We start from the raw sequence: 20,199 nt of genomic DNA, 5'->3' as shown, positions 1-20,199 counted from the left end.
TGTCACCGCGTCCGCCCGCACGGCCCTCCGGAAGCCCGCGCCCGGCACCGTGTCCGGATGTCGCCACGCCGTACGAGGTAACCCTGGGGTGCGGGCAGCGGAACGTATCTGCGCACCCCCGAACCTGCCTTCCTCGCGCACCGCGACGCTGTGGTCACGCTACGCTCACAGGCACTTCAACCCTCATACATCCATCCACCCGCGTCTCGGCAGAACGGCTCAAGGCGACGAATGCCCCAGCACACCTCCGGGTCTGACCGTGCGGCTGTACCACCCGCCGCACGCGGCAGCGTGCGCCCCGCTCCGCCCACCTCGCTCGACGAGCTGTGGCGCGCCTACAAGGCATCAGGCGACGGCCGGCTGCGGGAGCAGCTGATCCTGCACTACTCACCGCTGGTCAAGTACGTCGCCGGCCGCGTCAGCGTCGGCCTGCCGCCGAACGTCGAACAGGCCGACTTCGTCTCCTCCGGCGTCTTCGGACTGATCGACGCCATCGAGAAATTCGAGCCCGAACGTTCCATCAAGTTCGAGACCTACGCCATCACCCGTATCCGCGGCGCAATGATCGACGAGCTGCGCGCGCTCGACTGGATCCCGCGCTCCGTACGGCAGAAGGCCCGCGCCGTCGAACGCGCCTACGCCACCCTCGAAGCGCAACTGCGCCGCACCCCGTCTGAGGCGGAGGTCGCCGAGGAGATGGGCATCGGGCTGGAGGAACTCCACGGGGTGTTCAGCCAGCTGTCCCTGGCGAACGTCGTGGCGCTGGAGGAACTGCTGCACGTCGGCGGCGAGGGGGGCGAACGCCTGAGCCTGATGGACACGCTCGAGGACACCGCCGCCGAGAACCCCGTCGAGATCGCCGAGGACCGTGAGCTGCGGCGGCTGCTCGCGCGTGCCATCAACACCCTCCCCGAACGCGAGAAGACCGTGGTCACGCTCTACTACTACGAAGGCCTCACGCTCGCCGAGATCGGCAATGTCCTCGGCGTCACGGAAAGCAGAGTCAGCCAGATCCACACCAAATCCGTACTCCAGCTCAGGGCGAAGCTCGCCGACGTCGGACGCTGAGTCACGGGTTGCGGGCGCCGGCTCTTCCCCTTCGGTGTCGCCATGCGGAGTGCCACGGCGGGCGCGCCATCCGTAGAGTGGTGACGTGCCCAGGATTCGAGCGGCCTCTGTGGCCGAGCACCGGACGATGCAGCGCGGCGCCCTCTTGGACGCCGCCCGCACCCTGCTGTCCGAAGGCGGAACGGAAGCGCTGACCTTCCCCGCCCTCGCCGAGCGCACGGGTCTCGCGCGCTCTTCCGTGTATGAGTACTTCCGCTCGCGCGCCGCCGTCGTCGAAGAGCTGTGTGCCGTCGACTTCCCGGTCTGGGCCGCGGAGGTCCAAGCGGCGATGCAGCGTGTCGACACGCCCGAGGACAAGATCGAGGCTTACGTCCGCCGGCAACTCGCGCTGGTCGGCGACCGGCGCCACCGTGCCGTCGTGGCCATTTCGGCCGGCGAGCTGGACGCGGGTGCACGCGAGAAGATCCGCGCGGCGCACGGCGGACTCATCGCCATGATCGTCGAGGCGCTCGCCACCCTCGGCCACGAACAACCCCGGCTCGCGGCCATGCTCCTCCAGGGAGTCGTCGACGCCGCGGTCCGCCGCATCGAACTGGGCGCCGCAGAGGACCCGGGCGAGATCACGGAGGCGGCGGTGGGGATGGCGCTCCGGGGGGTTCGCGGCTGACTTCGGGGGCCTTCCCCCCCCGGGCCCCCGGCCCACCCACCCACCTCCACCACCTCACGCTCGTTGGCCCCGCAGCCCGCAGCCCGCAGCCCGCAGCCCGCAGCCCGCAGCCCGCAGCCCGCAGCCCGCAGCCCGCAGCCCGCAGCCCGCAGCCCGCAGCCCGCAGCCCGGCTCGCTCCTGTGGCGTGCTGCCGGTGCGCTGTGCGGCTTTCCCGTCGCTTGTGCATGGGCCGGGGCGTGTGCTGTTGCCCGTGCGGGCCCAGGCGCAGCCGCCCCGCTGACCTGACTGTTCTCGCCGTGTCGCGTTCACCGCTCCGCCGCGATCACGGCCGTCTCGCGATCACCCTCCACCTCGGCCGAGGCCGCGCCACCCCCAACTCCGCCACCGCCGTCGCGTGCCTTCCTCGCTTACCGCAGACCGGGCCGAGGACAGCCGGCCGAGCGCCCAGATCGTCACGGCCGCCAGACCGACCGACTCTGCGAGGTCAGCTGCTGTCGGGGCCGAACTGCTCGCTTGAGCTGTGGGCTCAGGTGGCTCCGGAGGCCGGGGAATCGTGCTGCCGCCCGCAGGTACGGGAACTCCGAAGATCGGCAGCAGTCGCGAAGGGCCGCCGCCGAGCATGCTCGGCGGCAGTAGCGACAACGGGTCCAGGTAGGTCTTGCCGCGGCGCAGGCCCCAGTGGAGGCAGGGCTCCCGGCAGTGGAACGGGCCGCCGTGTTGCAGCACTGCGACCGGCTGGCCCGCCGTGACGCGCTGACCTTTCCGGACGGTGGAGCGTACGGGTTCGTAGGTGGTGCGTAAGGGAGGACGGCCCGAGCGAGAGACCTCGAGGGTCAGGACGCCACGGCCGGCGACGGTCCCGGCGTAGGCCACTCGGCCAGGGGCCGCCGCTCGCACCACGGTGCCGGCGGATGCGGCCAGATCCACCCCGCGGTGCCCGGCCGCCCACGAGGCAGGAGGCGGTTCCCAGCCCCTGACCACCATGGGCTGTATGCCCCCTGATCCTCCCACCGGCCAGGACCTGCCCTCGGCCGGTGGCACGGCACGCACCACCGGCGCCACATCCTCGGCACGCCCTGCAACCGCACCACGTTCCACACCCGCAGCCCGACCCACCACCCGATCTATCCCCTCCACCGGTCGACCCGCCACGACCCCCAACCCGTGCCCCGCCCCGCGCTCCGCCCCTCGTGCCACCCCAGGCCCTGCCACCGTGCTCACGGACGAGGCGGCAGCAGCGTTCGCGAGTGCCGGGGTGAAGAGCGTGAGGACCGCAGCCGCGGTCGGGGCCAGGAGGACACCCGCCGCGTGGGCGGGGAAGAAGCAGCTCGGCCCATAACCGTTCGGCTGTCGGCGCGGTGCCGGTGGGAGAGGCTTGCACGACCGGAAGCGGGGCCGGGGCCGGGACGGGGAGCGGAACCGGGGAGGGGGAAGGGGGGCCGGCCCGCGTCCCGGCCGGCTGTGGGGCCTGGGCCTGGGCCACCTGGGGTCTGTCGGTCGGGGGAGGCGTCCGCGGAGGCCGGTGAAGGCGTGGAGGGTTCTTGTCGGGCCGGGATTTCGTCGTGTGTTTCGTCGCATGTGCTGACGGTGGCGCAGTCCGTCGCGGCGTGCGGATCTTGATCCGAAGCTGTGGACGAGCGGCCGGTTGTGGACAACGGTGTCACCCGCCCGGGGCTCGAAACGGAGCGTGTCGCCCGGTGCATCGGCCGTCCCGTACACTTCTGGTGGCGATCCGGGTCACCGGGTCGACTTCGCACGCCCCGCCGTCAGTGCACCAGTCCCTTTCGGGCAGCACGACGGCCGCGCCCCTCGGTCCTCGGACGGCTCCGCAAGGTGTCATCCCCGGCAGGCGCGTCGGGGCGTCAGGCACCGCGGCCGACCGGCCGCAGTGGAACCGAGAACAACAAGGAGTACGGCCATGGCCGTCGTCACGATGCGGGAGCTGCTGGAGAGCGGCGTCCACTTCGGGCACCAGACCCGCCGCTGGAACCCGAAGATGAAGCGCTTCATCTTCACCGAGCGCAACGGCATCTACATCATCGACCTGCTCCAGTCGCTGTCGTACATCGACCGCGCCTACGAGTTCGTCAAGGAGACCGTCGCCCACGGCGGCTCGGTCATGTTCGTCGGCACGAAGAAGCAGGCCCAGGAGGCCATTGCCGAGCAGGCGACCCGCGTGGGCATGCCCTACGTGAACCAGCGCTGGCTCGGCGGCATGCTGACCAACTTCTCGACCGTCTACAAGCGCCTGCAGCGCCTGAAGGAGCTCGAGCAGATCGACTTCGAGGATGTGGCCGCCTCCGGCCTCACCAAGAAGGAGCTCCTGGTTCTCTCCCGCGAGAAGGCCAAGCTGGAGAAGACCCTCGGCGGTATCCGCGAGATGCAGAAGGTGCCCAGCGCCGTCTGGATCGTGGACACCAAGAAGGAGCACATTGCCGTCGGTGAGGCGCGCAAGCTCAACATCCCGGTTGTCGCGATCCTCGACACCAACTGCGACCCGGACGAGGTCGACTACAAGATCCCGGGCAACGACGACGCGATCCGCTCCGTCACCCTGCTCACCCGCGTGATCGCCGACGCCGTCGCCGAGGGCCTCATCGCCCGCTCCGGTGCCGCCACCGGCGACCAGAAGCCCGGCGAGAAGGCTGCTGCCGCCGAGCCGCTGGCCGAGTGGGAGCGCGACCTGCTCGAGGGCGAGAAGAAGGCTGACGACGAGGCCCCCAAGGCCGAGGAGAAGCCCGCTGAGGAGGCCGCCCCGGCCGCCGAGGCTCCCGCCGCCGAGGCCGAGAAGCCGGCCGCGGACGCCGAGCAGGCCTGACCCGCAGCATCCGGCTGATGACGGCGGGGGAGGGCGCCACAAGCGCCGCCCCCGCCGTCCACCCGTAGATCTTTCGACTTCGAGATTTCGAGAAGAGATTCACAGACCATGGCGAACTACACCGCCGCTGACGTCAAGAAGCTCCGCGAGCTCACCGGCGCCGGCATGATGGACTGCAAGAAGGCCCTGGACGAGGCCGAGGGCAACGTCGACAAGGCCGTCGAGGCGCTGCGCATCAAGGGCCAGAAGGGCGTCGCCAAGCGCGAGGGCCGCTCCGCCGAGAACGGCGCCGTGGTCTCCCTCATCGCCGGCGACAACACCTCCGGTGTCATCGTCGAGCTGAAGTGCGAGACGGACTTCGTCGCCAAGGGCGAGAAGTTCCAGGCCGTCGCCAACGAGATCGCCGCGCACGTCGCGAAGACCGCTCCGGCCGACATCGAGGCCCTGCTCGCCTCCGAGATCGAGGCCGGCAAGACCGTCCAGGCGTACGTGGACGAGGCCAACGCCACCCTCGGCGAGAAGATCGTTCTGGACCGCTTCGCGCAGTTCTCCGACGGCTACGTGTCGGCGTACATGCACCGCACCATGCCCGACCTGCCCCCGCAGATCGGTGTCCTCGTCGAGCTCGACAAGGAGAACGCCGAGGTCGCCAAGGGCATCGCGCAGCACATCGCGGCCTTCGCCCCGAAGTACCTCGCCAAGGACGACGTCCCGGCCGAGGTCGTCGAGGCCGAGCGGCGTGTCGCCGAGGAGACCACCCGTGCGGAGGGCAAGCCCGAAGCCGCTCTGCCGAAGATCGTCGAAGGCCGCATCAACGGCTTCTTCAAGGACGCGACGCTGCTCGGCCAGCCGTACGCGCTCGACAACAAGAAGTCCGTCGAGAAGGTCCTCCAGGAGGCCGGTGTCACCCTGAAGCGCTTCTCGCGCATCAAGGTCGGCATCTGAGCCTGTCGCGAAGGCAGCGAATGACCTACGACCCCGCTAGGGTCGTACGCAGTCGGCCGCTCAACGGCCGGCCGCAGATGTGACGAGGAGGCCATTGCCGCACAGGGATCTGAACCAGACCCACGGCAATGGCCTTCTTCGTATGTGCACGAGGAGAGCTCAATGATTCACGGTGCCGACGGCGCGCACACAGACCATGCCGGCCACGGCGGCCGGCGACGCTTCCTGCTGAAGCTGTCGGGCGAAGCATTCGCCGGTGGCGGCGGACTGGGTGTCGACCCCGACGTCGTGCACGCGATGGCCCGCGAGATCGCCGCCGTGGTGCGCGACGGCTACGAGATCGCCATCGTGATCGGTGGCGGCAACTTCTTCCGCGGTGCCGAACTCCAGCAGCGCGGTATGGACCGGGCCCGCTCCGACTACATGGGCATGCTCGGCACGGTCATGAACTGTCTGGCCCTCCAGGACTTCCTGGAGAAGGAGGGCATCGACTCCCGCGTCCAGACGGCCATCACCATGGGCCAGGTCGCGGAGCCGTACATTCCGCTGCGCGCGGTGCGCCATCTGGAGAAGGGCCGGGTCGTCATCTTCGGCGCCGGTATGGGGATGCCGTACTTCTCCACCGACACCACCGCCGCCCAGCGCGCCCTGGAGATCGACGCCGAGGCCATGCTGATGGGCAAGAACGGGGTGGACGGCGTCTACGACTCCGACCCCAAGAAGAACCCGGACGCGGTGAAGTTCGACGCCCTCGAATACGGCGAGGTGATCACCCGCGATCTGAAGGTCGCCGATGCCACCGCCATCACCCTGTGCCGGGACAACAAGCTCCCGATCCTCGTGTTCGAGCTGCTCGCCGAGGGCAACATCGCGCGTGCGGTGAAGGGTGAGAAGATCGGCACGCTCGTCAGCGATCAGGACACCCGGGCCTGACGGCCTCAACTGCCGCGATTCCGTACGGGCATCGCCCTGTACGGGCGGCAACTCCCGGCCGGGGGAAGACCTCGGTACGGGGATGGACAACTGCCTGCCGGTCGGACACCGTGCAGGAGAAGACGCGCGGCAGGGGCGAGGCTCTGCTTCTTACCGAAAAGACCAGGAGCAAATGGTGATCGAAGAGATCCTCCTCGAGGCCGAGGAGAAGATGGAGAAGGCCGTCGTGGTCGCCAAGGAGGACTTCGCCGCGATTCGCACCGGGCGTGCGCACCCGGCGATGTTCAACAAGATCGTGGCGGACTACTACGGCGCCATGACGCCGATCAACCAGCTGGCGTCGTTCTCGGTTCCCGAACCGCGGATGGCCGTGGTGACCCCGTTCGACAAGAGCGCGCTGCGCAACATCGAGCAGGCCATCCGCGACTCCGACCTCGGTGTCAACCCGAGCAACGACGGCAACATCATCCGAGTGACGTTCCCGGAGCTGACCGAGGAGCGCCGCAAGGAGTTCATCAAGGTCGCCAAGAACAAGGGCGAGGACGCGAAGATCTCGATCCGCAGCGTCCGGCGCAAGGCCAAGGAGACCCTCGACAAGCTGGTCAAGGACAAGGAGAGCGGCGAGGACGAGGTGCGCCGCGCCGAGAAGGAGCTCGACGACACCACCGCGAAGTACGTCGCGCAGGTGGACGAGCTGCTCAAGCACAAGGAATCCGAGCTCCTCGAGGTCTGATGAACGAGTCTTCCTGGGGGGCCCCGCCCGGCGCCGGTCAATGGGGACCGCCCGACCACGGACCGGCCTCCTCGCTTCGCGGGACGGCGCCCCCCGCCCCGGCGGGTCCGGTGTACGACTGGGGCGATGCGGCGCAGACTCGGCCCATGCCCTTTGTGCCCGGGCAAGGCGGATACCAGGATGACAACCGGGAACATCGGGACATCCGGGATAACCGGGACCACCTGGACGACCGGGGGGCTGCTCGACGGAGCGGCCCCCTGTTCCGCGACGAAAAGCCGCAGGAGCCCATGCCCACCTCTCTTTCCGGGTCCGACAACTCGCCGGACTCAGAGAAGCCGAAGAAGAAGAGCGCGGGCCGCAACCTGCCCGCCGCCATAGGGGTCGGCGTCGGCCTCGGCGTGATCATTGTTGCGTCGCTCTTCGTCTACAAGCCCGTCTTCATCGGCGTGATAGCGATCGCCGTTGTCGTGGGCCTGTGGGAGCTGACCTCGCGGCTGGCGGAGCGCAAGGACATCAAGGTGCCGCTGGTGCCGCTCGCGGTCGGTGGCACCGCCATGGTGGTCGCCGGATATGTCCGCGGCGCCGAGGGAGCCTGGGTGGCGATGGCGCTCACCGCGCTCGCCGTGCTCGTCTGGCGGATGACCGAGGCGCCCGAGAACTATCTGCGGGATGTCACCGCCGGTGTCTTCGCGGCGTTCTATGTGCCCTTCCTCGCGACGTTCGTGGCGCTGATGCTCGCGGCCGAGGCCGACGGCCCGCTGCGGGTGCTGACGTTCCTGCTGCTGACGGTCGTCAGCGACACCGGTGCGTACGCGGTCGGCTGGCGGTTCGGCAAGCACAAGCTCGCCCCGCGTATCAGCCCCGGCAAGACCCGCGAGGGACTGGTCGGCGCGGTGCTCTTCGCGATGGTGGCCGGCGCGCTGTGCATGGAGTTCCTGATCACGCACGGCGCCTGGTGGCAGGGCCTGCTGCTCGGTCTCGCCGTCGCGGCCAGCGCGACCCTCGGTGACCTCGGCGAATCCATGATCAAGCGTGACCTCGGCATCAAGGACATGGGCACCTTGCTCCCCGGCCACGGCGGCATCATGGACCGCCTCGACTCCCTGCTGCCGACCGCGCCCGTGGTCTGGCTGCTGTTCGTGGTCTTCGTGGGAGCCGGCTGAGCGCAGGGTTCTCGCAGGTGAGGGCAGGGAGAGGAATTCCTCTCCCTGCCCTCTTCCGTGCGCCGCCTCCCGTCTAACCAGGCGCCGACAGGACCTCGACCACTGCGCGCAAGGGCTCCGGCGACGTGGAGAACTCGCCGAGGAAGGGATACGACAGTTCCGTGACGAGGAAAAGGTTGGTGGCAACAAGGACGCTCACCGCCGCGACCATCCCGTAGTGGATCAGGGCCTGCTCGGAGCCGAAGGTGGCGGAGAATCCGAGGACCAGTCCACTGGTCAGCAGGACCGCCATCCACAGGGACAGGGGTGGGCCGATGTTGGTGCGTGCCTCGAGCAGCCGTTCCGTGCGGGCGATGCTCAGTTCCTTCAGGGACGCGAGCGAGCTGGTGAGGAAGGCTCGCTGGGTGTCGTTGCGGGGCTGAATGGTCTCGTACGTGCGGTGCAGGCGGCTCAGCGCCTGCTCGGCCTCGGGCGTGGTGTCGCCTGCCGCGGCGCTGGGCCACTCGGCCGCCGCCGCGCGTCCGTACGCCAACACGCTCTGCCTGATCCGCGCGCTCTTGGCCTTGCCGAACACCTCGCGGCCCCTGGCCAGCTGCGCCGCCATGGCGCCCTCGGTCCGCGTCGTCTGGTCCGCCGTGTTCACCTGTCCCCAGAGCGCGAGGACGATGAAGCCGATGAGGAACCCGTAGACGACCGCGATCACGGGGAAGAGGAACTGCGCGATCTCGTTCTGCTTGCCCTGCTTGAGGCGGGGGACGCGGCGCCGGACGAATGCCTGGACGACCGCGGTCCCGCCGGCGATCACGGCGACGAGCCCTGCCAGCAGCAACCAGGAAGGGACGTTGATCACGATCCAACGGGTCACGGCCACTGTTCCACGCTCCTGACGTACCCCACACCAGCCACCACGGCGCGGTGGCCAACGAAGGCACCGGGCCGCGGGACACGCCTGCTTCGTCTCTTCGGGCTCCGCCCGGGACCCTGGGGCGTCCCCGGGCCGCGCGAGGTGAACCAACAGTGACAGATGGCCACCGGGGGGTAACCACCGCGCTCACCGCTCTGGCCTGGGGCTCCCAAGTTGATCTGCCACACTGGACGCACCATGCCTGCACCCGGAGAACTCACTTTCGTAGCGCCGCGCGGGGCCAAGAAGCCTCCGCGGCACCTTGCCGATCTCAGCCCCGTCGAGCGTCGCGAAGCGGTGGCCGCTATCGGGGAGAAGCCGTTTCGCGCCAAGCAGCTGTCGCAGCACTACTTCGCCCGCTATGCGCATGACCCGGCGCAGTGGACCGACATCCCGGCGGCCGCGCGCGAGAAGCTGGCGAGCGAGCTGCTGCCGGAGCTGATGACGGTCATGCGGCACATCTCGTGCGATGACGACACCACGCGCAAGACGCTGTGGAAGCTGCACGACGGGACGCTCGTCGAGTCGGTGCTGATGCGGTACCCGGACCGGGTCACCATGTGCATCTCGTCGCAGGCCGGCTGCGGTATGAACTGCCCGTTCTGCGCCACGGGGCAGGCAGGGCTGGACCGTAACCTCTCGACCGCCGAGATCGTGCACCAGATCGTCGACGGGATGCGTGCGCTGCGCGACGGTGAGGTGCCGGGCGGGCCGACGCGGCTGTCCAACATCGTCTTCATGGGGATGGGGGAGCCGCTCGCCAACTACAAGCGGGTGGTCGGGGCGATCCGGCGGCTGACGGACCCCGAGCCCGACGGGCTGGGGCTGTCGCAGCGGGGGATCACCGTCTCCACGGTCGGGCTGGTGCCGGCGATGCTGCGGTTCGCCGACGAGGGCTTCAAGTGCCGGCTGGCCGTGTCGCTGCACGCCCCGGACGACGAGCTGCGCGACACGCTGGTGCCCGTCAACACGCGCTGGAAGGTGCGGGAGGTGCTGGACGCGGCGTGGGAGTACGCCGAGAAGTCCGGGCGGCGGATCTCGATCGAGTACGCGTTGATCCGGGACATCAACGACCAGGCGTGGCGCGGTGATCTGCTGGGCCGGCTGCTGAAGGGCAAGCGGGTCCATGTGAACCTGATTCCGCTGAACCCGACGCCCGGCTCGAAGTGGACCGCTTCACGTCCCGAGGACGAGCGGGCGTTCGTCCAGGCCATCGAGGCGCACGGGGTGCCGGTGACCGTCCGCGACACCCGCGGCCAGGAGATCGACGGCGCCTGCGGGCAGCTCGCGGCCTCGGAGCGCTGACCGCCCGCTGGTACGGTGTGGTCGAACAAATGCACATTCCGACAGGGGAGCGCCACAGCGCTGAGAGTGCGGAAGCGTCGTAGTCCTACGGTGCCCGCAGACCCTTGAACCTCGCCCGGGTCATTCCGGGTAGGAAGTTCGGTCGTCACTCATGCTGTTGCGCCCTGCCCGCAGTCCGCTCCGTACGTCCTCGGACGTCGGAAGCCGTGGACATCGGGCAGGGCCGCGTCTCTTCCTGGCCAGCCAGGAGGAAATCAGTGAGCACCACCAGCAGGATCACCGCGACGGCGGTCGTCGCCGCGGTCGGTATGGCCGCCCTCGCCGGGTGCGGCAGCTCGGGCGGCGGGAGTGCGGACGCCAAGACCGTCACGCTGGTCAGCCATGACTCGTTCCGCGTCTCCAAGTCCGTGCTGGCCGCCTTCGAGAAGGAGAGCGGCTACAAGGTCACGATGCTCAAGGGCGGGGACGCCGGCAAGGCCGTGAACCAGGCGATCCTGTCCAAGGGCAACCCCCAGGGCGATGTGTTCTTCGGGATCGACAACACCCTGCTCTCGCGCGGTCTGGACGAGGGCCTCTTCAGCCCCTACCAGGCCAAGGGGCTGGACAAGGTTCCCGCGGGCCTGCAGCTCGACAAGGGCGAGCACCGGGTCACCCCGCTCGACTACGGCGACATCTGCGTCAACTACGACCGCGACTACTTCGACCGGCACAAGATCGCGCCGCCGAAGACCTTCGACGACCTGATCAAGCCCCGGTACAAGGGGCTGCTCGTCACGGAGAACTCCGCCACCTCCTCCCCGGGGCTCGCCTTCCAGCTCGGCACCATCGCGAAGTACGGCGAGAAGGGCTGGCCGGACTACTGGAAGAAGCTCAAGGCCAACGGCGTCGAGGTCGTCGACGGCTGGGACCAGGCCTACAACGACCGGTTCTCCGGCTCCGCGGCGGGCAAGGGCAAGGGCGACAAGCCGCTGGTGGTGTCCTACGCCTCCAGCCCGCCCGCCGAGGTGCTCGGCAAGAAGCCCGCGCCCAAGGAGGCGCCGACCGGTATCGCGCCCGGCACCTGCTTCCGGCAGATCGAATTCGGCGGTCTGCTCAAGGGCGCGAAGAACGAGAAGGGCGGCAAGGCGCTGCTGGACTTCCTGCTGAGCAGGGAGTTCCAGGAGGACGTACCGCTGCAGATGTTCGTCAACCCGGCCCGTAAGGATGCCGAGGTGCCGGAGCTGTTCACCAAGTACGGCACGACGATCGACAAGCCGACGACGCTGGCCCCCGAGACGATCACCAAGAACCGCGAACAGTGGATCAAGCAGTGGTCCTCGCTCGTTCTGAAGTAACGCCTTCGGACGTCACCGGCGCCCGGCGCGGCAGGCCCGCGCGGGGAACGGCGGTGCGGCTCGGCCTGATGGCGGTGCCGCTCGCCTTCTTCGCGCTGTTCTTCGCCTATCCCGTAGTGGCGATCGTCGGACGGGGCCTCAAGGACGGCGGACAGTGGCAGCTCAGCCGGTTCGGTGCCGTGCTGAGCGACCCGGATGTCGTGCATGTGCTGTGGTTCACCGTCTGGCAGGCGGCGGCCTCGACCGTGCTGACGCTGCTGATCGCGCTGCCCGGCGCCTATGTCTTCGCGCGCTTCGACTTCCCCGGCAAACAACTGCTGCGCGCGGTCGTGGCGGTGCCGTTCGTGCTGCCGACCGTCGTCGTCGGCTCGGCCTTCCTGGCACTGGTCGGGCGGGGCGGACTGCTGGACGACCTGTGGGGCGTGCGCCTGGACACCTCGGTGTGGGCGATTCTGCTGGCGCATGTCTTCTTCAACTACGCCGTGGTCGTACGGACCGTCGGCGGGCTCTGGGGACAGCTCGATCCGCGTCAGGAAGAGGCGGCACGGGTGCTGGGAGCCGGGCGGTTCGAGGCCTGGCGGCGGGTCACGCTGCCCGCGCTGGGGCCGGCCGTCGCGGCCGCCGCCCTGATGGTCTTTCTGTTCACCTTCACCTCCTTCGGGGTGGTGCAGATCCTGGGCGGCCCCACCTTCTCCACGCTGGAGGTGGAGATCTACCGGCAGACCGCGGACTTCCTGGATCTGCCGACGGCCGCCGTCCTCACCATGATCCAATTCGCGGCGGTGCTGGGCGTACTGGCGCTGCACGCCTGGACCGTGCGCCGCCGGGAATCCGCGCTCCGGCTCGTGGACGCGTCGCAGACGGCCCGCCGGCCGCGCGGCCGCGGCCAGTGGGCGCTGCTGTGGGGGACGTTCGCCGTCATCGCCGTGCTGCTGCTCGTGCCGCTGGTGGTGCTCGTGGAGCGGTCGTTCGCCGCGCCGGACGGCTACGGAGCGGTCTTCTACGCCTCGCTGGGCTCCGCCGCGAGCGCCGACAGCACCTTCGCCGTCGCCCCCCTCGACGCCCTGTGGAACTCCCTCGCCTACGGGGCCGCGGCCACCGTGATCGCGCTGGTGGTGGGCGGACTGGCGGCCGCCGCCCTGACCCTCCCGAGACTGCGCCGCGGCCCGTCCGGGCGGATTCCCGTGGTCAGCCGGTTCGTCCGCGGCTTCGATGTGCTGCTGATGCTGCCCCTGGGGGTCTCCGCGGTGACCGTGGGCTTCGGCTTCCTGATCACCCTCGACGAACCGCCGCTCGATCTGCGGGCCTCATGGTGGCTGGTCCCGCTCGCCCAGGCGCTGGTAGGGGTGCCGTTCGTGGTCCGGACGATGCTGCCGGTCCTGCGGGCGGTCGACAGCCGGCTGCGGGAGGCGGCCGCCGTGCTCGGCGCCTCGCCCTGGCGGGTGTGGCGCGAGGTCGACCTGCCGATGGTGCGGCGGGCGCTGCTGATCGCCGCGGGCTTCGCCTTCGCCGTGTCGCTCGGTGAGTTCGGCGCAACGGTCTTCATCGCACGGCCGGACCAGCCGACGCTGCCGGTCGCCGTGGCACGGCTGCTGGGGCGCGCGGGGGAGCTCAACTACGGGCAGGCGATGGCCCTGTCGACCATCTTGATGGTGGTGTGCGCCGCCGCCCTGCTGGTACTGGAGCGCCTCCGCCCCATCGACCGATCCGGGGAGTTCTAGATGACGGCACGGGCCGGGAGCACGGCGCAGGAGCTGCTGCGGCTGGGCGGGGTGACCGTCCGCTTCCACGAGGGTGGGCGCCCCGCGCTGGACGCGGTGGATCTGGAGGTCGCCGCCCACGAGATCGTGTGCGTCCTGGGGCCGAGCGGCAGCGGCAAGTCCACTCTGCTGCGGGTGGTCGCCGGGCTCCAACAGGCCGACGCGGGAAAGGTGTTGCTGGAGGGGCGGGACCAGTCGGGAGTGCCCACGCACCGGCGCGGGGTCGGCCTGATGTTCCAGGACCACCAGCTCTTCCCACAGCGCGATGTCGCGGGCAATGTCGCCTTCGGGCTGCGGATGCGGCGTTCCCCACGCGGTGACCAGGAGCGTACGGTCGCCGAACTCCTGGATCTCGTCGGGCTGCCAGGAGCTGAGCGGCGCGCCGTGGCGTCCCTGTCCGGCGGTGAACAGCAGCGGGTCGCCCTGGCCCGCGCCCTGGCCCCGCGCCCCCGTCTGCTGATGCTGGACGAGCCCCTCGGCCAGCTCGACCGCGGACTGCGCGAACGGCTGGTCGTCGAACTCCGCCGTCTCTTCCACGAGTTGGGTACCACCGTGCTGGCCGTCACCCACGACCAGGGCGAGGCCTTTGCGCTCGCGGACCGGGTCGTGGTGATGCAGGACGGCCGGATCGCGCAGACCGGCACCCCGCTGGAGGTCTGGCAGCGGCCCGCCACCGAGTTCGTCGCCCGCTTCCTCGGCTTCGACAACGTGGTCGAGGCGACGGTGCAGGGCGAGGCCGCCGCCACCCCCTGGGGGAAGGTGCCCGTCCCGGCAGCCACCCCGGACGGGCCGTGCCGGCTGCTCGTACGCCCGGCCGGGGTACGGCTGACGGCCGCCCCCGAGGGCCTGCCGTGCACGGTCGCGGCCCGTACCTTCCGCGGCACCCATGTCGCGCTGCTGCTCCAGCCGTCCGGCGGACCGCAGGTGGAGGCGGCCTGCGCACTGCGGGACGCACCCGAAGTGGGCGAGCGGGTGGGCATCGCCTTCCACGCGCAGGACGTGGTGGTGCTGGACGCCTCCGCCGCGGCGGGCTGACCGCCCGGAGGGGCGGCCGGCGGGGCGCCGGGCCGTGGGCCGCCACCGGGCGCCCCACCGCCGGCAGTTGTGCCGTGCAGCGGCCTCAGCGGGCCGCGACCTCCGTGGGCAGCTCGCCGGCCTCCGGTGACCCGGCCTGAGGTGCGCCGGGCTCCGGCTCCGGCTCGCCGAACCAGGCGACCGCGACGGCGCCGGCCACCGCCACCACGAAGCCGAGGACGGCGACCCAGGCGAAGCCCGGACGGGAGGCGTCACCCAGCCACAGCACGCCGAGAATGCCGGGGACCACTGTCTCGCCCACCACCAGCGCCGCCGTGGCGCCGTTCACCGAGCCGATCTGCAGGGCGACGGTGTGCAGATACATGCCCCCGATACCGGCGACGAGAATCGCGTACAGGGCGGGGTCGCCGAGCAGCGACGGCAGGTGGAAGGGGTCCACACCGTTCAGCACCCGTACGCCGACACCGAGCGCGCCGAACCCCAGACCGGAGAGCAGACCCGCCAGGATCGCGGCCCGTCCGCCGAGCAGACGCACGATCAGCGTGCCGCCGCCGATGAGCACGACGGTGGCGACGAGCAGCCACCAGTGTGTGGCGATCGGTGTGTGGCCGCTGCCCTCCGGTCCCGCGGCCGTGGCCAGCAGCACCAATGCCGCGCATACCACGCCGATGGAGGACCACTCGGCGCGGCTGAGCCGGATGCCGAGAAGCTTGATGCCCAGTACGGCCGTGATCACGAGATTGGCGCTGATCACGGTCTGGGAGAGGAACAGCGGCAGCAGCCGGGCCGCCAGTGCGCCGAGCCCGAACCCGACGAAGTCCAGCACGGTGCCCACCATGAATTCCCAGGTCACGGCCGCCTTCGCGGTCGACGACAGGCTGGGTCCGCCATGCTGGGTGACACCGGAGGCGGAGGACTCGGCCGCCTCCCGGCGGGCGGATTTGCGGGAGCCCACCGCCTGCAGGACCGATCCCGTGCCGTAGCAGGCCGACGCCGCCACCGCCGTCAGAAGGCCGATGATCACCAAGAGCTCCGTTCGCCCGCTGTCTGCATTACCTGTTCATTACCTTCCTGGCAGACGTGCATTTGGGGACGGGAGTTGCCTCCGGTGGCCAACACATCGAGTCGTCGGCCTACGGAGGCGGCGTCGGGGCCTTCGGCGCAGGAGAGACGGAGGGGGACGGCCGGGTCAGGACGGCGTCTGGGTGCGGAGGCGGGCCAGCGCGTCCGGGGCTTCGTCCACCGAGTCGACCAGGGCGATCCGGGCCGCCATGGGCCGGTCCGCGGCGAGTGCCTGGAGCAGCGGCCAGGTAGGGAGCTTCTCGGTCCAGTGCGCGCGGTTCACCAGCACCATCGGGGTTGGCTCGCCCCGCGACTGGTAGTAGTTCGGCGTCGCGTTGTCGAAGATCTCCTGTACGGTCCCGGCCGCGCCCGGCAGGAACACGACGCCGGCAGTGGAGCGCGCCAGCAGGCCGTCCTCGCGCACCGCGTTGACGAAGTACTTCGCTATGTGGGAGGCAAAGGCGTTCGGCGGCTCATGGCCGTAGAACCAGGTGGGGATGCCGACCGAGGCGCCGCCGCCCGGCCGGCTGTGCCGTATCTCGAAGGCGGCCCGTGCCCAGTCCGTGACGGACGGGGTGAAGTGCGGTGTCTTGGCGAGGAGTTCCAGCGCCGAGTCGAGCATCTCGTCCTCAAAGGGCGCGGCGTACGCCCCGAGGTTCGCCGCCTCCATCGCGCCGGGGCCGCCGCCGGTCGCGACGGTCAGTCCGTCGCGGGTGAGCCGGCGGCCGAGCCGGGCCGCGCCCGCATAGGCCGCGGAGCCGCGCTCCAGGGCGTGGCCGCCCATGACGCCCACCACCTGGGCACCGGCGAGGTGTTCGTCCAGGGCGTCGGAGACGGCGTCGTCATGGATGCTGCGCAGCATCGAGGCGAAGATGTCGCCGTCCGACTTGGTGTCCTGGTACCAGCGGTAGGTGCGGGCGTCCGGGGTGGCGTCGAAGCCGGTGCCGGCCAGCCCGTCGAAGAGCTCGTCCGGGCCGTACAGGCCGCCCCGGTAGGGATCGAACGGCAGGCCCGGTACGGGAGGGAAGACCAGGGCGCCACCGGCGCGGATCTTGGCGGCGGCGTCCGGTTCCATGACGCAGCCGAGGAAGACGGACTCCGTGGTGTCCGCGCTGAGCAGCGCGAAGGTACGGTCCGTCAGATCGACCGACTGGACGCGATGTCCGGCGAGGCTGCCCGAGGCGACGACCCGGTCGAACTCCTCCAGGGACTCGATCTCGCGGTCGTCGTGGTCGTGGGTGCGGGGGCGGGGGGACGCTGAGGGCTGTGAATTCGACTGCACGTCCGTCATGTTAGGACCGCAGTGTGGCCACCAGCGGGCCGAGGTGTCCGTCCGCGGCCGCCGCGTCGAGTGCGGCGCGCAGCGCACTGTCGTAGGTCGGGCGCGCCTGCCGCTGTACGTCCCGGCCCTCGTCCGTGATCACGCTGTACACACCGCGCCGGTCATCGGGGCACAGGTCGCGGCGGGTCAGCCCGGACGACTCCAGGCGGGAGGCCAGCCGGCTCACGGAGCTCTGGTTGAGGCCGATGAGGTCGGCGAGCTCCTGCATCCGCAGCTCGCCGTCGTCCGCATCGGCCAGCCTGGCCAGCGCGCGGTATTCGGACAGTCCGATGCTGTGGTGCTGGTGCAGGGCCTTCGCCAGCTCCTGCTCGACGCGTGTGTGCAGCGCTCCGAGCCGGTCCCAGTGCTCCGCGTCCATCGCCCCTCTGCCTTCTGCCGCTCTCTTCTGCGTTTTCGCCTTGCGTCGCCGGGCTCTTGACAGCAGCGTACATGCAGCAGAAACTTATGTATGTGCATGCAAGGAATGTATGTGCATGGACTGAGGGGGAGAGTGATGACGATGTCGGTGGACGTTGCCGCGGTGGAGCAGGACGGGCGAGGGATCGAGCGGATCGCCACGACGCCCGACTGGTATGAGCCGCACAGGATCTCGCAGGCCATCAGGGCGGGCGGACTGATCCATGTCTCGGGCCAGGCGGGTATCGACGAGCGGGGCCGGACCGTCGCCGACGACTTCCTGACGCAGGGGCGCCAGGCTTTCGCGAATGTCGAGCGGGTGCTCGCCGCAGCCGGTGCCTCGCTCGCCGATGTGGTGAAGGTGGGCGTCTTCATCACGGACATGGCTGCCGACGCCGGCCAGCTCCTCACGCTGCGCGAGGAGTTCCTGTCCGAGCCCTATCCCGCGGAGACGCTGGTGGAGGTGTCATCGCTGGCCCAGCCGGAATGGCGGATAGAGGTGGAGGTCACGGCGCTCGCGCGCTGAGGGCCGCCGCCCCCGCACCGGACCACGCAGTGGTGCGGCCGGGGGCGCCGGGGGCAGCTCATTCCCGGTGGTGCCGCGGTCTGTTGTGGAGTCCCGGGCGGGCCGGGCCGCCGCTCGACGGCGGGGCGGCCGGCCGGTCGGCGCGCCGACCGCGCTGACATGGCCGGCGCCGTCAGGGGAACGGCCGCCCTTTACCCCACCCCTCGGTGCACCAGCTCAATGCACCAGCGGAAGCGTGGCCATCTCCGCGACGGTCCAGGTCAGAGGGGCCAGGACGAGGACCAGCGCCAGGAAGCGCAGGGCCGCGGCGCGGTGGAGGACGGAGGCGGACGCGCCCAGGCGGCGGAGGGCTGCCGTGGTGTGGGCGCGGGCCGAGCGGGATTCCAGTGCGGCGGTGAGCGCGCTGGCGGTGACACAGGCGAGGACGACTGCCGCGCCGACGGCGGTGAGCGGTCCGAACGGACGGGAGGGAGAGGCTTCGTACACCTTCACGGCGGCATACGCGGCGGAGCCGACCGCACACAGGACCCCGAGCGGGCGGCCGAGGCGGTGCGACTCCTCCTGGAGTACGCGCCCGGACAGCAGACGCAGTGCGCCGGGGCGGCCGGCGCAGAGCAGCCGGCCGCACAGATGCACCAGACCGGGACCGGCCACCACGAGACCGAAGGCCGACAGGGCCCAGCCGGCGAGTACACCAGGGGGGCTGCCGACCAGCCGGCCGGGGAGCGGCAGCAGTCCGCCGGCGGCGTGGGCGCCGCGGCTGGTGTACGCCTCGATTGCCAGGCCCGCCGCGGCCAGGGCGATGCCCCACGGGAGACCGGAGGGTGGGGCGGTCCTGGGGCGGGCCCCGGTCTCGGGGGAGCCGGCCTCGTCGCGGGGGCGCAGGGAGACGGCGGTCGCGGCGGCGGCGGTCAGCGGCACGGTCGCCAGCAGCATCAGGGCGCCGACGAGCGGCACCGGGTGGCCGGCACCGAGCAGGTCGGCGTCGATACCGAGGGAGGACGGGCGGCCGAGGTCGCCGCGGAGCCGGAAGAACACCAGCAGGGACAGCAGGACGCCGAGGAAGCAGGTCAGGGCGGTAGAGGCGGTGGCGAGCAGGGTGAGACGGAGCGGGCCCAGACCGGCGGCGGTCATCCCGCGCTGGAGACGGGCGGCGGGGTCCGTACGCGCCGTGGACACCGCGAACTGGGCGGTGGCCGCGAGCGGGGCCGCGCACCACAGCAGGCGCACCAAGGACTCGTCGGCCGCGGACGGGTGACCGGCGGCATGGCCAACGGTGGAGAGCAGGAGGAAGCCGGTGCCCGCTGCCGCGGCGGTGACGGAGAGGCGGCGCAGCAGGACGAGGGGGTGAGAGCCGCGGGCTAGACGGAGAGCGAGCACGCTGCCCTGCTTTCCTCATCGGAGGAACCGGTGCCGGCGGGTGCGCCGCTCGACTGGTGGCCGTCCAGGAGCGCGAGGGACCGGTCGGCCAGCGTGGCGACATCGGGGTCATGGGTCGCCAGGACCACGGTGATCTGGTGCGAGCGGGCCGCGGTGGTGAGGGTGCGCAGCACCTGCGTGCCGTCGGCGCGGTGCAGCGGGGCGGTCGGCTCGTCGGCGAACAGCACCTGGGGGGTGGTGGCGAGGGCGCGGGCGATGGCGATGCGCTGGCGCTGGGACTGGTCGAGCTGCGAGGGGCGGCGGCTCGCGCACATGCCGACGTCGAGGCGGTCCAGCCATTCGATGGCGGTGTGCTTGGCGGAGCGGGTGCCGGTGCCGCGGAGCAGGAGGGGGAGGGCGGCGTTCTCCCAGGCGGTGAGTTCGCCGACGAGGTGCGGTTCGGTGTCGATCCAGCCGAACCGGTCCAGACGCAGCCGTTCGCGGCTGGGGGAGGAGAGGGTGTGCACGGGGGCGCTGTTGAACCAGACCTCGCCCTCGGCCGGGACGAGTTGACCGGAGAGACATTTCAGGAGGGTGGACTTACCACTGCCGCGCGGGCCGGTGACGGCGAGGATCTCGCCCTCGCGGACGCCGACGGAGACTCCGGCGAGGGCGGAGGTGCCGCCGTACGCGTGGTGCAGGCCGCGGGCCCAGAGAACGTCGTTGTCAGGCGGGGCCACCATCTGCGCACCTCTTGTTGTAGGCGTCGAGTCGTTCCCCCGACCGGGTGAACGACCATGGAGGGTATCGGTCACAAGCACGGTAAGGATTGGTGACCCCCGGTA

19 protein-coding genes and 1 riboswitch are annotated in these 20,199 nt (G+C 70.6%); of the genes, 12 read left to right on the top strand and 7 right to left on the bottom strand.

Annotation, left to right across the window (positions count from 1 at the left end; translation table 11 throughout):
• Positions 1–231: 231 nt before the first annotated feature.
• Positions 232–1,068 carry an RNA polymerase sigma factor WhiG gene (gene whiG, locus SLV14N_RS11050; RefSeq protein ID WP_026169189.1) on the top strand — a complete coding sequence of 279 codons (837 nt, stop codon included), beginning with the start codon at positions 232–234 and terminating at the stop codon, positions 1,066–1,068.
• 127 nt (positions 1,069–1,195) lie between these two features.
• Positions 1,196–1,735, top strand: coding sequence for a TetR/AcrR family transcriptional regulator (locus SLV14N_RS11045; protein WP_208687815.1), 540 nt, complete (start codon positions 1,196–1,198; stop codon positions 1,733–1,735).
• A gap of 340 nt (positions 1,736–2,075) precedes the next feature.
• On the opposite strand, the gene SLV14N_RS38795 is transcribed toward SLV14N_RS11045, so the two are convergent.
• Positions 2,076–2,720, bottom strand: coding sequence for a M23 family metallopeptidase (locus SLV14N_RS38795; RefSeq protein WP_317633700.1), 645 nt, complete (start codon positions 2,718–2,720; stop codon positions 2,076–2,078).
• A 934-nt stretch (positions 2,721–3,654) separates the two neighbouring features.
• On the opposite strand from SLV14N_RS38795, the gene rpsB reads away from it, so the two are divergent.
• The 5 genes from rpsB to SLV14N_RS11015 all read left to right on the top strand — a co-directional run bounded on the left by rpsB (position 3,655) and on the right by SLV14N_RS11015 (position 8,331).
• A complete protein-coding gene (gene rpsB / locus SLV14N_RS11035; RefSeq protein ID WP_018087132.1) occupies positions 3,655–4,554 on the top strand; it encodes a 30S ribosomal protein S2 in 900 nt (299 codons plus the stop codon).
• Positions 4,555–4,662: 108 nt separating this feature from the next.
• On the top strand, positions 4,663–5,499 hold the full coding sequence (gene tsf / locus SLV14N_RS11030; RefSeq protein ID WP_127153231.1) for a translation elongation factor Ts: 837 nt from the start codon (positions 4,663–4,665) through the stop codon (positions 5,497–5,499).
• A gap of 162 nt (positions 5,500–5,661) precedes the next feature.
• The gene (pyrH, locus tag SLV14N_RS11025; protein ID WP_018087130.1) at positions 5,662–6,432 is read left to right on the top strand and encodes a UMP kinase; all 771 of its coding nucleotides are present in this window, start codon (positions 5,662–5,664) and stop codon (positions 6,430–6,432) included.
• Between the two features lie 175 nt (positions 6,433–6,607).
• Complete coding sequence (gene frr / locus SLV14N_RS11020; RefSeq protein WP_006602824.1) at positions 6,608–7,165, top strand: ribosome recycling factor; 558 nt, start codon at positions 6,608–6,610, stop codon at positions 7,163–7,165.
• A complete protein-coding gene (locus tag SLV14N_RS11015; RefSeq protein ID WP_263269198.1) occupies positions 7,165–8,331 on the top strand; it encodes a phosphatidate cytidylyltransferase in 1,167 nt (388 codons plus the stop codon). Before frr ends, SLV14N_RS11015 begins: the two co-directional genes overlap by 1 nt.
• 73 nt (positions 8,332–8,404) lie before the next feature.
• Here SLV14N_RS11015 and SLV14N_RS11010 read toward each other — a convergent pair whose 3' ends face one another.
• A complete protein-coding gene (locus SLV14N_RS11010; protein ID WP_208680785.1) occupies positions 8,405–9,202 on the bottom strand; it encodes a DUF4239 domain-containing protein in 798 nt (265 codons plus the stop codon).
• Positions 9,203–9,433: 231 nt separating this feature from the next.
• On the opposite strand from SLV14N_RS11010, the gene rlmN reads away from it, so the two are divergent.
• The 4 genes from rlmN to SLV14N_RS10990 all read left to right on the top strand — a co-directional run bounded on the left by rlmN (position 9,434) and on the right by SLV14N_RS10990 (position 14,669).
• The gene (gene rlmN / locus SLV14N_RS11005; protein ID WP_208680784.1) at positions 9,434–10,540 is read left to right on the top strand and encodes a 23S rRNA (adenine(2503)-C(2))-methyltransferase RlmN; all 1,107 of its coding nucleotides are present in this window, start codon (positions 9,434–9,436) and stop codon (positions 10,538–10,540) included.
• Between the two features lie 33 nt (positions 10,541–10,573).
• Positions 10,574–10,694: riboswitch (TPP riboswitch) on the top strand.
• Positions 10,695–10,797: 103 nt separating this feature from the next.
• Entirely contained in the window at positions 10,798–11,874 is a 1,077-nt protein-coding gene (locus SLV14N_RS11000) for a thiamine ABC transporter substrate binding subunit (protein WP_208680783.1), read from the top strand.
• A 68-nt stretch (positions 11,875–11,942) separates the two neighbouring features.
• Entirely contained in the window at positions 11,943–13,595 is a 1,653-nt protein-coding gene (locus SLV14N_RS10995; RefSeq protein WP_263273097.1) for an iron ABC transporter permease, read from the top strand.
• Positions 13,596–14,669 carry an ABC transporter ATP-binding protein gene (locus SLV14N_RS10990; protein WP_208680781.1) on the top strand — a complete coding sequence of 358 codons (1,074 nt, stop codon included), beginning with the start codon at positions 13,596–13,598 and terminating at the stop codon, positions 14,667–14,669. It begins immediately after the preceding gene.
• Positions 14,670–14,754: 85 nt separating this feature from the next.
• Here the strand turns inward: SLV14N_RS10990 and SLV14N_RS10985 are convergent, their stop codons facing one another.
• The 3 genes from SLV14N_RS10985 to SLV14N_RS10975 all read right to left on the bottom strand — a co-directional run bounded on the left by SLV14N_RS10985 (position 14,755) and on the right by SLV14N_RS10975 (position 17,431).
• A complete protein-coding gene (locus SLV14N_RS10985) occupies positions 14,755–15,693 on the bottom strand; it encodes a hypothetical protein (RefSeq protein WP_208680780.1) in 939 nt (312 codons plus the stop codon).
• Between the two features lie 165 nt (positions 15,694–15,858).
• Positions 15,859–17,022 carry an LOG family protein gene (locus SLV14N_RS10980; RefSeq protein WP_263269197.1) on the bottom strand — a complete coding sequence of 388 codons (1,164 nt, stop codon included), beginning with the start codon at positions 17,020–17,022 and terminating at the stop codon, positions 15,859–15,861.
• Between the two features lies 1 nt (position 17,023).
• Positions 17,024–17,431, bottom strand: a complete 408-nt coding sequence (locus tag SLV14N_RS10975) for a MarR family winged helix-turn-helix transcriptional regulator (RefSeq protein ID WP_208680778.1) — start codon at positions 17,429–17,431, stop codon at positions 17,024–17,026.
• 141 nt (positions 17,432–17,572) lie between these two features.
• On the opposite strand from SLV14N_RS10975, the gene SLV14N_RS10970 reads away from it, so the two are divergent.
• Complete coding sequence (locus SLV14N_RS10970) at positions 17,573–17,995, top strand: RidA family protein (protein WP_263269196.1); 423 nt, start codon at positions 17,573–17,575, stop codon at positions 17,993–17,995.
• Positions 17,996–18,211: 216 nt separating this feature from the next.
• Here SLV14N_RS10970 and SLV14N_RS10965 read toward each other — a convergent pair whose 3' ends face one another.
• Both SLV14N_RS10965 and SLV14N_RS10960 read right to left on the bottom strand, forming a co-directional pair.
• Positions 18,212–19,375 (bottom strand): hypothetical protein, encoded by a 1,164-nt coding sequence (locus SLV14N_RS10965; RefSeq protein WP_263269195.1) that lies wholly within the window; start codon positions 19,373–19,375, stop codon positions 18,212–18,214.
• The gene (locus SLV14N_RS10960; RefSeq protein WP_263269194.1) at positions 19,357–20,097 is read right to left on the bottom strand and encodes an ABC transporter ATP-binding protein; all 741 of its coding nucleotides are present in this window, start codon (positions 20,095–20,097) and stop codon (positions 19,357–19,359) included. Before SLV14N_RS10960 ends, SLV14N_RS10965 begins: the two co-directional genes overlap by 19 nt.
• Between the last annotated feature and the right edge of the window lie 102 nt (positions 20,098–20,199).

This window comes from Streptomyces sp. Je 1-4 4N24 (genome assembly GCF_026239515.1).
Classification (GTDB): Bacteria; Actinomycetota; Actinomycetes; order Streptomycetales; family Streptomycetaceae; genus Streptomyces; species Streptomyces nigrescens.
This window is presented reverse-complemented; position numbering and strand designations above follow the sequence as displayed.

What these genes read in the sequence shown, in the direction of transcription:
- whiG (WP_026169189.1), top strand. Translation starts at nt 232, where the DNA reads ATGCCCCAGCACACCTCCGGGTCTGACCGTGCGGCTGTACCACCCGCC.
- SLV14N_RS11045 (WP_208687815.1), top strand. Translation starts at nt 1,196, where the DNA reads ATGCAGCGCGGCGCCCTCTTGGACGCCGCCCGCACCCTGCTGTCCGAA.
- SLV14N_RS38795 (WP_317633700.1), bottom strand. Translation starts at nt 2,720, where the DNA reads ATGGTGGTCAGGGGCTGGGAACCGCCTCCTGCCTCGTGGGCGGCCGGG.
- rpsB (WP_018087132.1), top strand. Translation starts at nt 3,655, where the DNA reads ATGGCCGTCGTCACGATGCGGGAGCTGCTGGAGAGCGGCGTCCACTTC.
- tsf (WP_127153231.1), top strand. Translation starts at nt 4,663, where the DNA reads ATGGCGAACTACACCGCCGCTGACGTCAAGAAGCTCCGCGAGCTCACC.
- pyrH (WP_018087130.1), top strand. Translation starts at nt 5,662, where the DNA reads ATGATTCACGGTGCCGACGGCGCGCACACAGACCATGCCGGCCACGGC.
- SLV14N_RS11015 (WP_263269198.1), top strand. Translation starts at nt 7,165, where the DNA reads ATGAACGAGTCTTCCTGGGGGGCCCCGCCCGGCGCCGGTCAATGGGGA.
- rlmN (WP_208680784.1), top strand. Translation starts at nt 9,434, where the DNA reads ATGCCTGCACCCGGAGAACTCACTTTCGTAGCGCCGCGCGGGGCCAAG.
- SLV14N_RS10995 (WP_263273097.1), top strand. Translation starts at nt 11,943, where the DNA reads ATGGCGGTGCCGCTCGCCTTCTTCGCGCTGTTCTTCGCCTATCCCGTA.
- SLV14N_RS10990 (WP_208680781.1), top strand. Translation starts at nt 13,596, where the DNA reads ATGACGGCACGGGCCGGGAGCACGGCGCAGGAGCTGCTGCGGCTGGGC.
- SLV14N_RS10980 (WP_263269197.1), bottom strand. Translation starts at nt 17,022, where the DNA reads ATGACGGACGTGCAGTCGAATTCACAGCCCTCAGCGTCCCCCCGCCCC.
- SLV14N_RS10975 (WP_208680778.1), bottom strand. Translation starts at nt 17,431, where the DNA reads ATGGACGCGGAGCACTGGGACCGGCTCGGAGCGCTGCACACACGCGTC.
- SLV14N_RS10970 (WP_263269196.1), top strand. Translation starts at nt 17,573, where the DNA reads ATGTCGGTGGACGTTGCCGCGGTGGAGCAGGACGGGCGAGGGATCGAG.
- SLV14N_RS10960 (WP_263269194.1), bottom strand. Translation starts at nt 20,097, where the DNA reads ATGGTGGCCCCGCCTGACAACGACGTTCTCTGGGCCCGCGGCCTGCAC.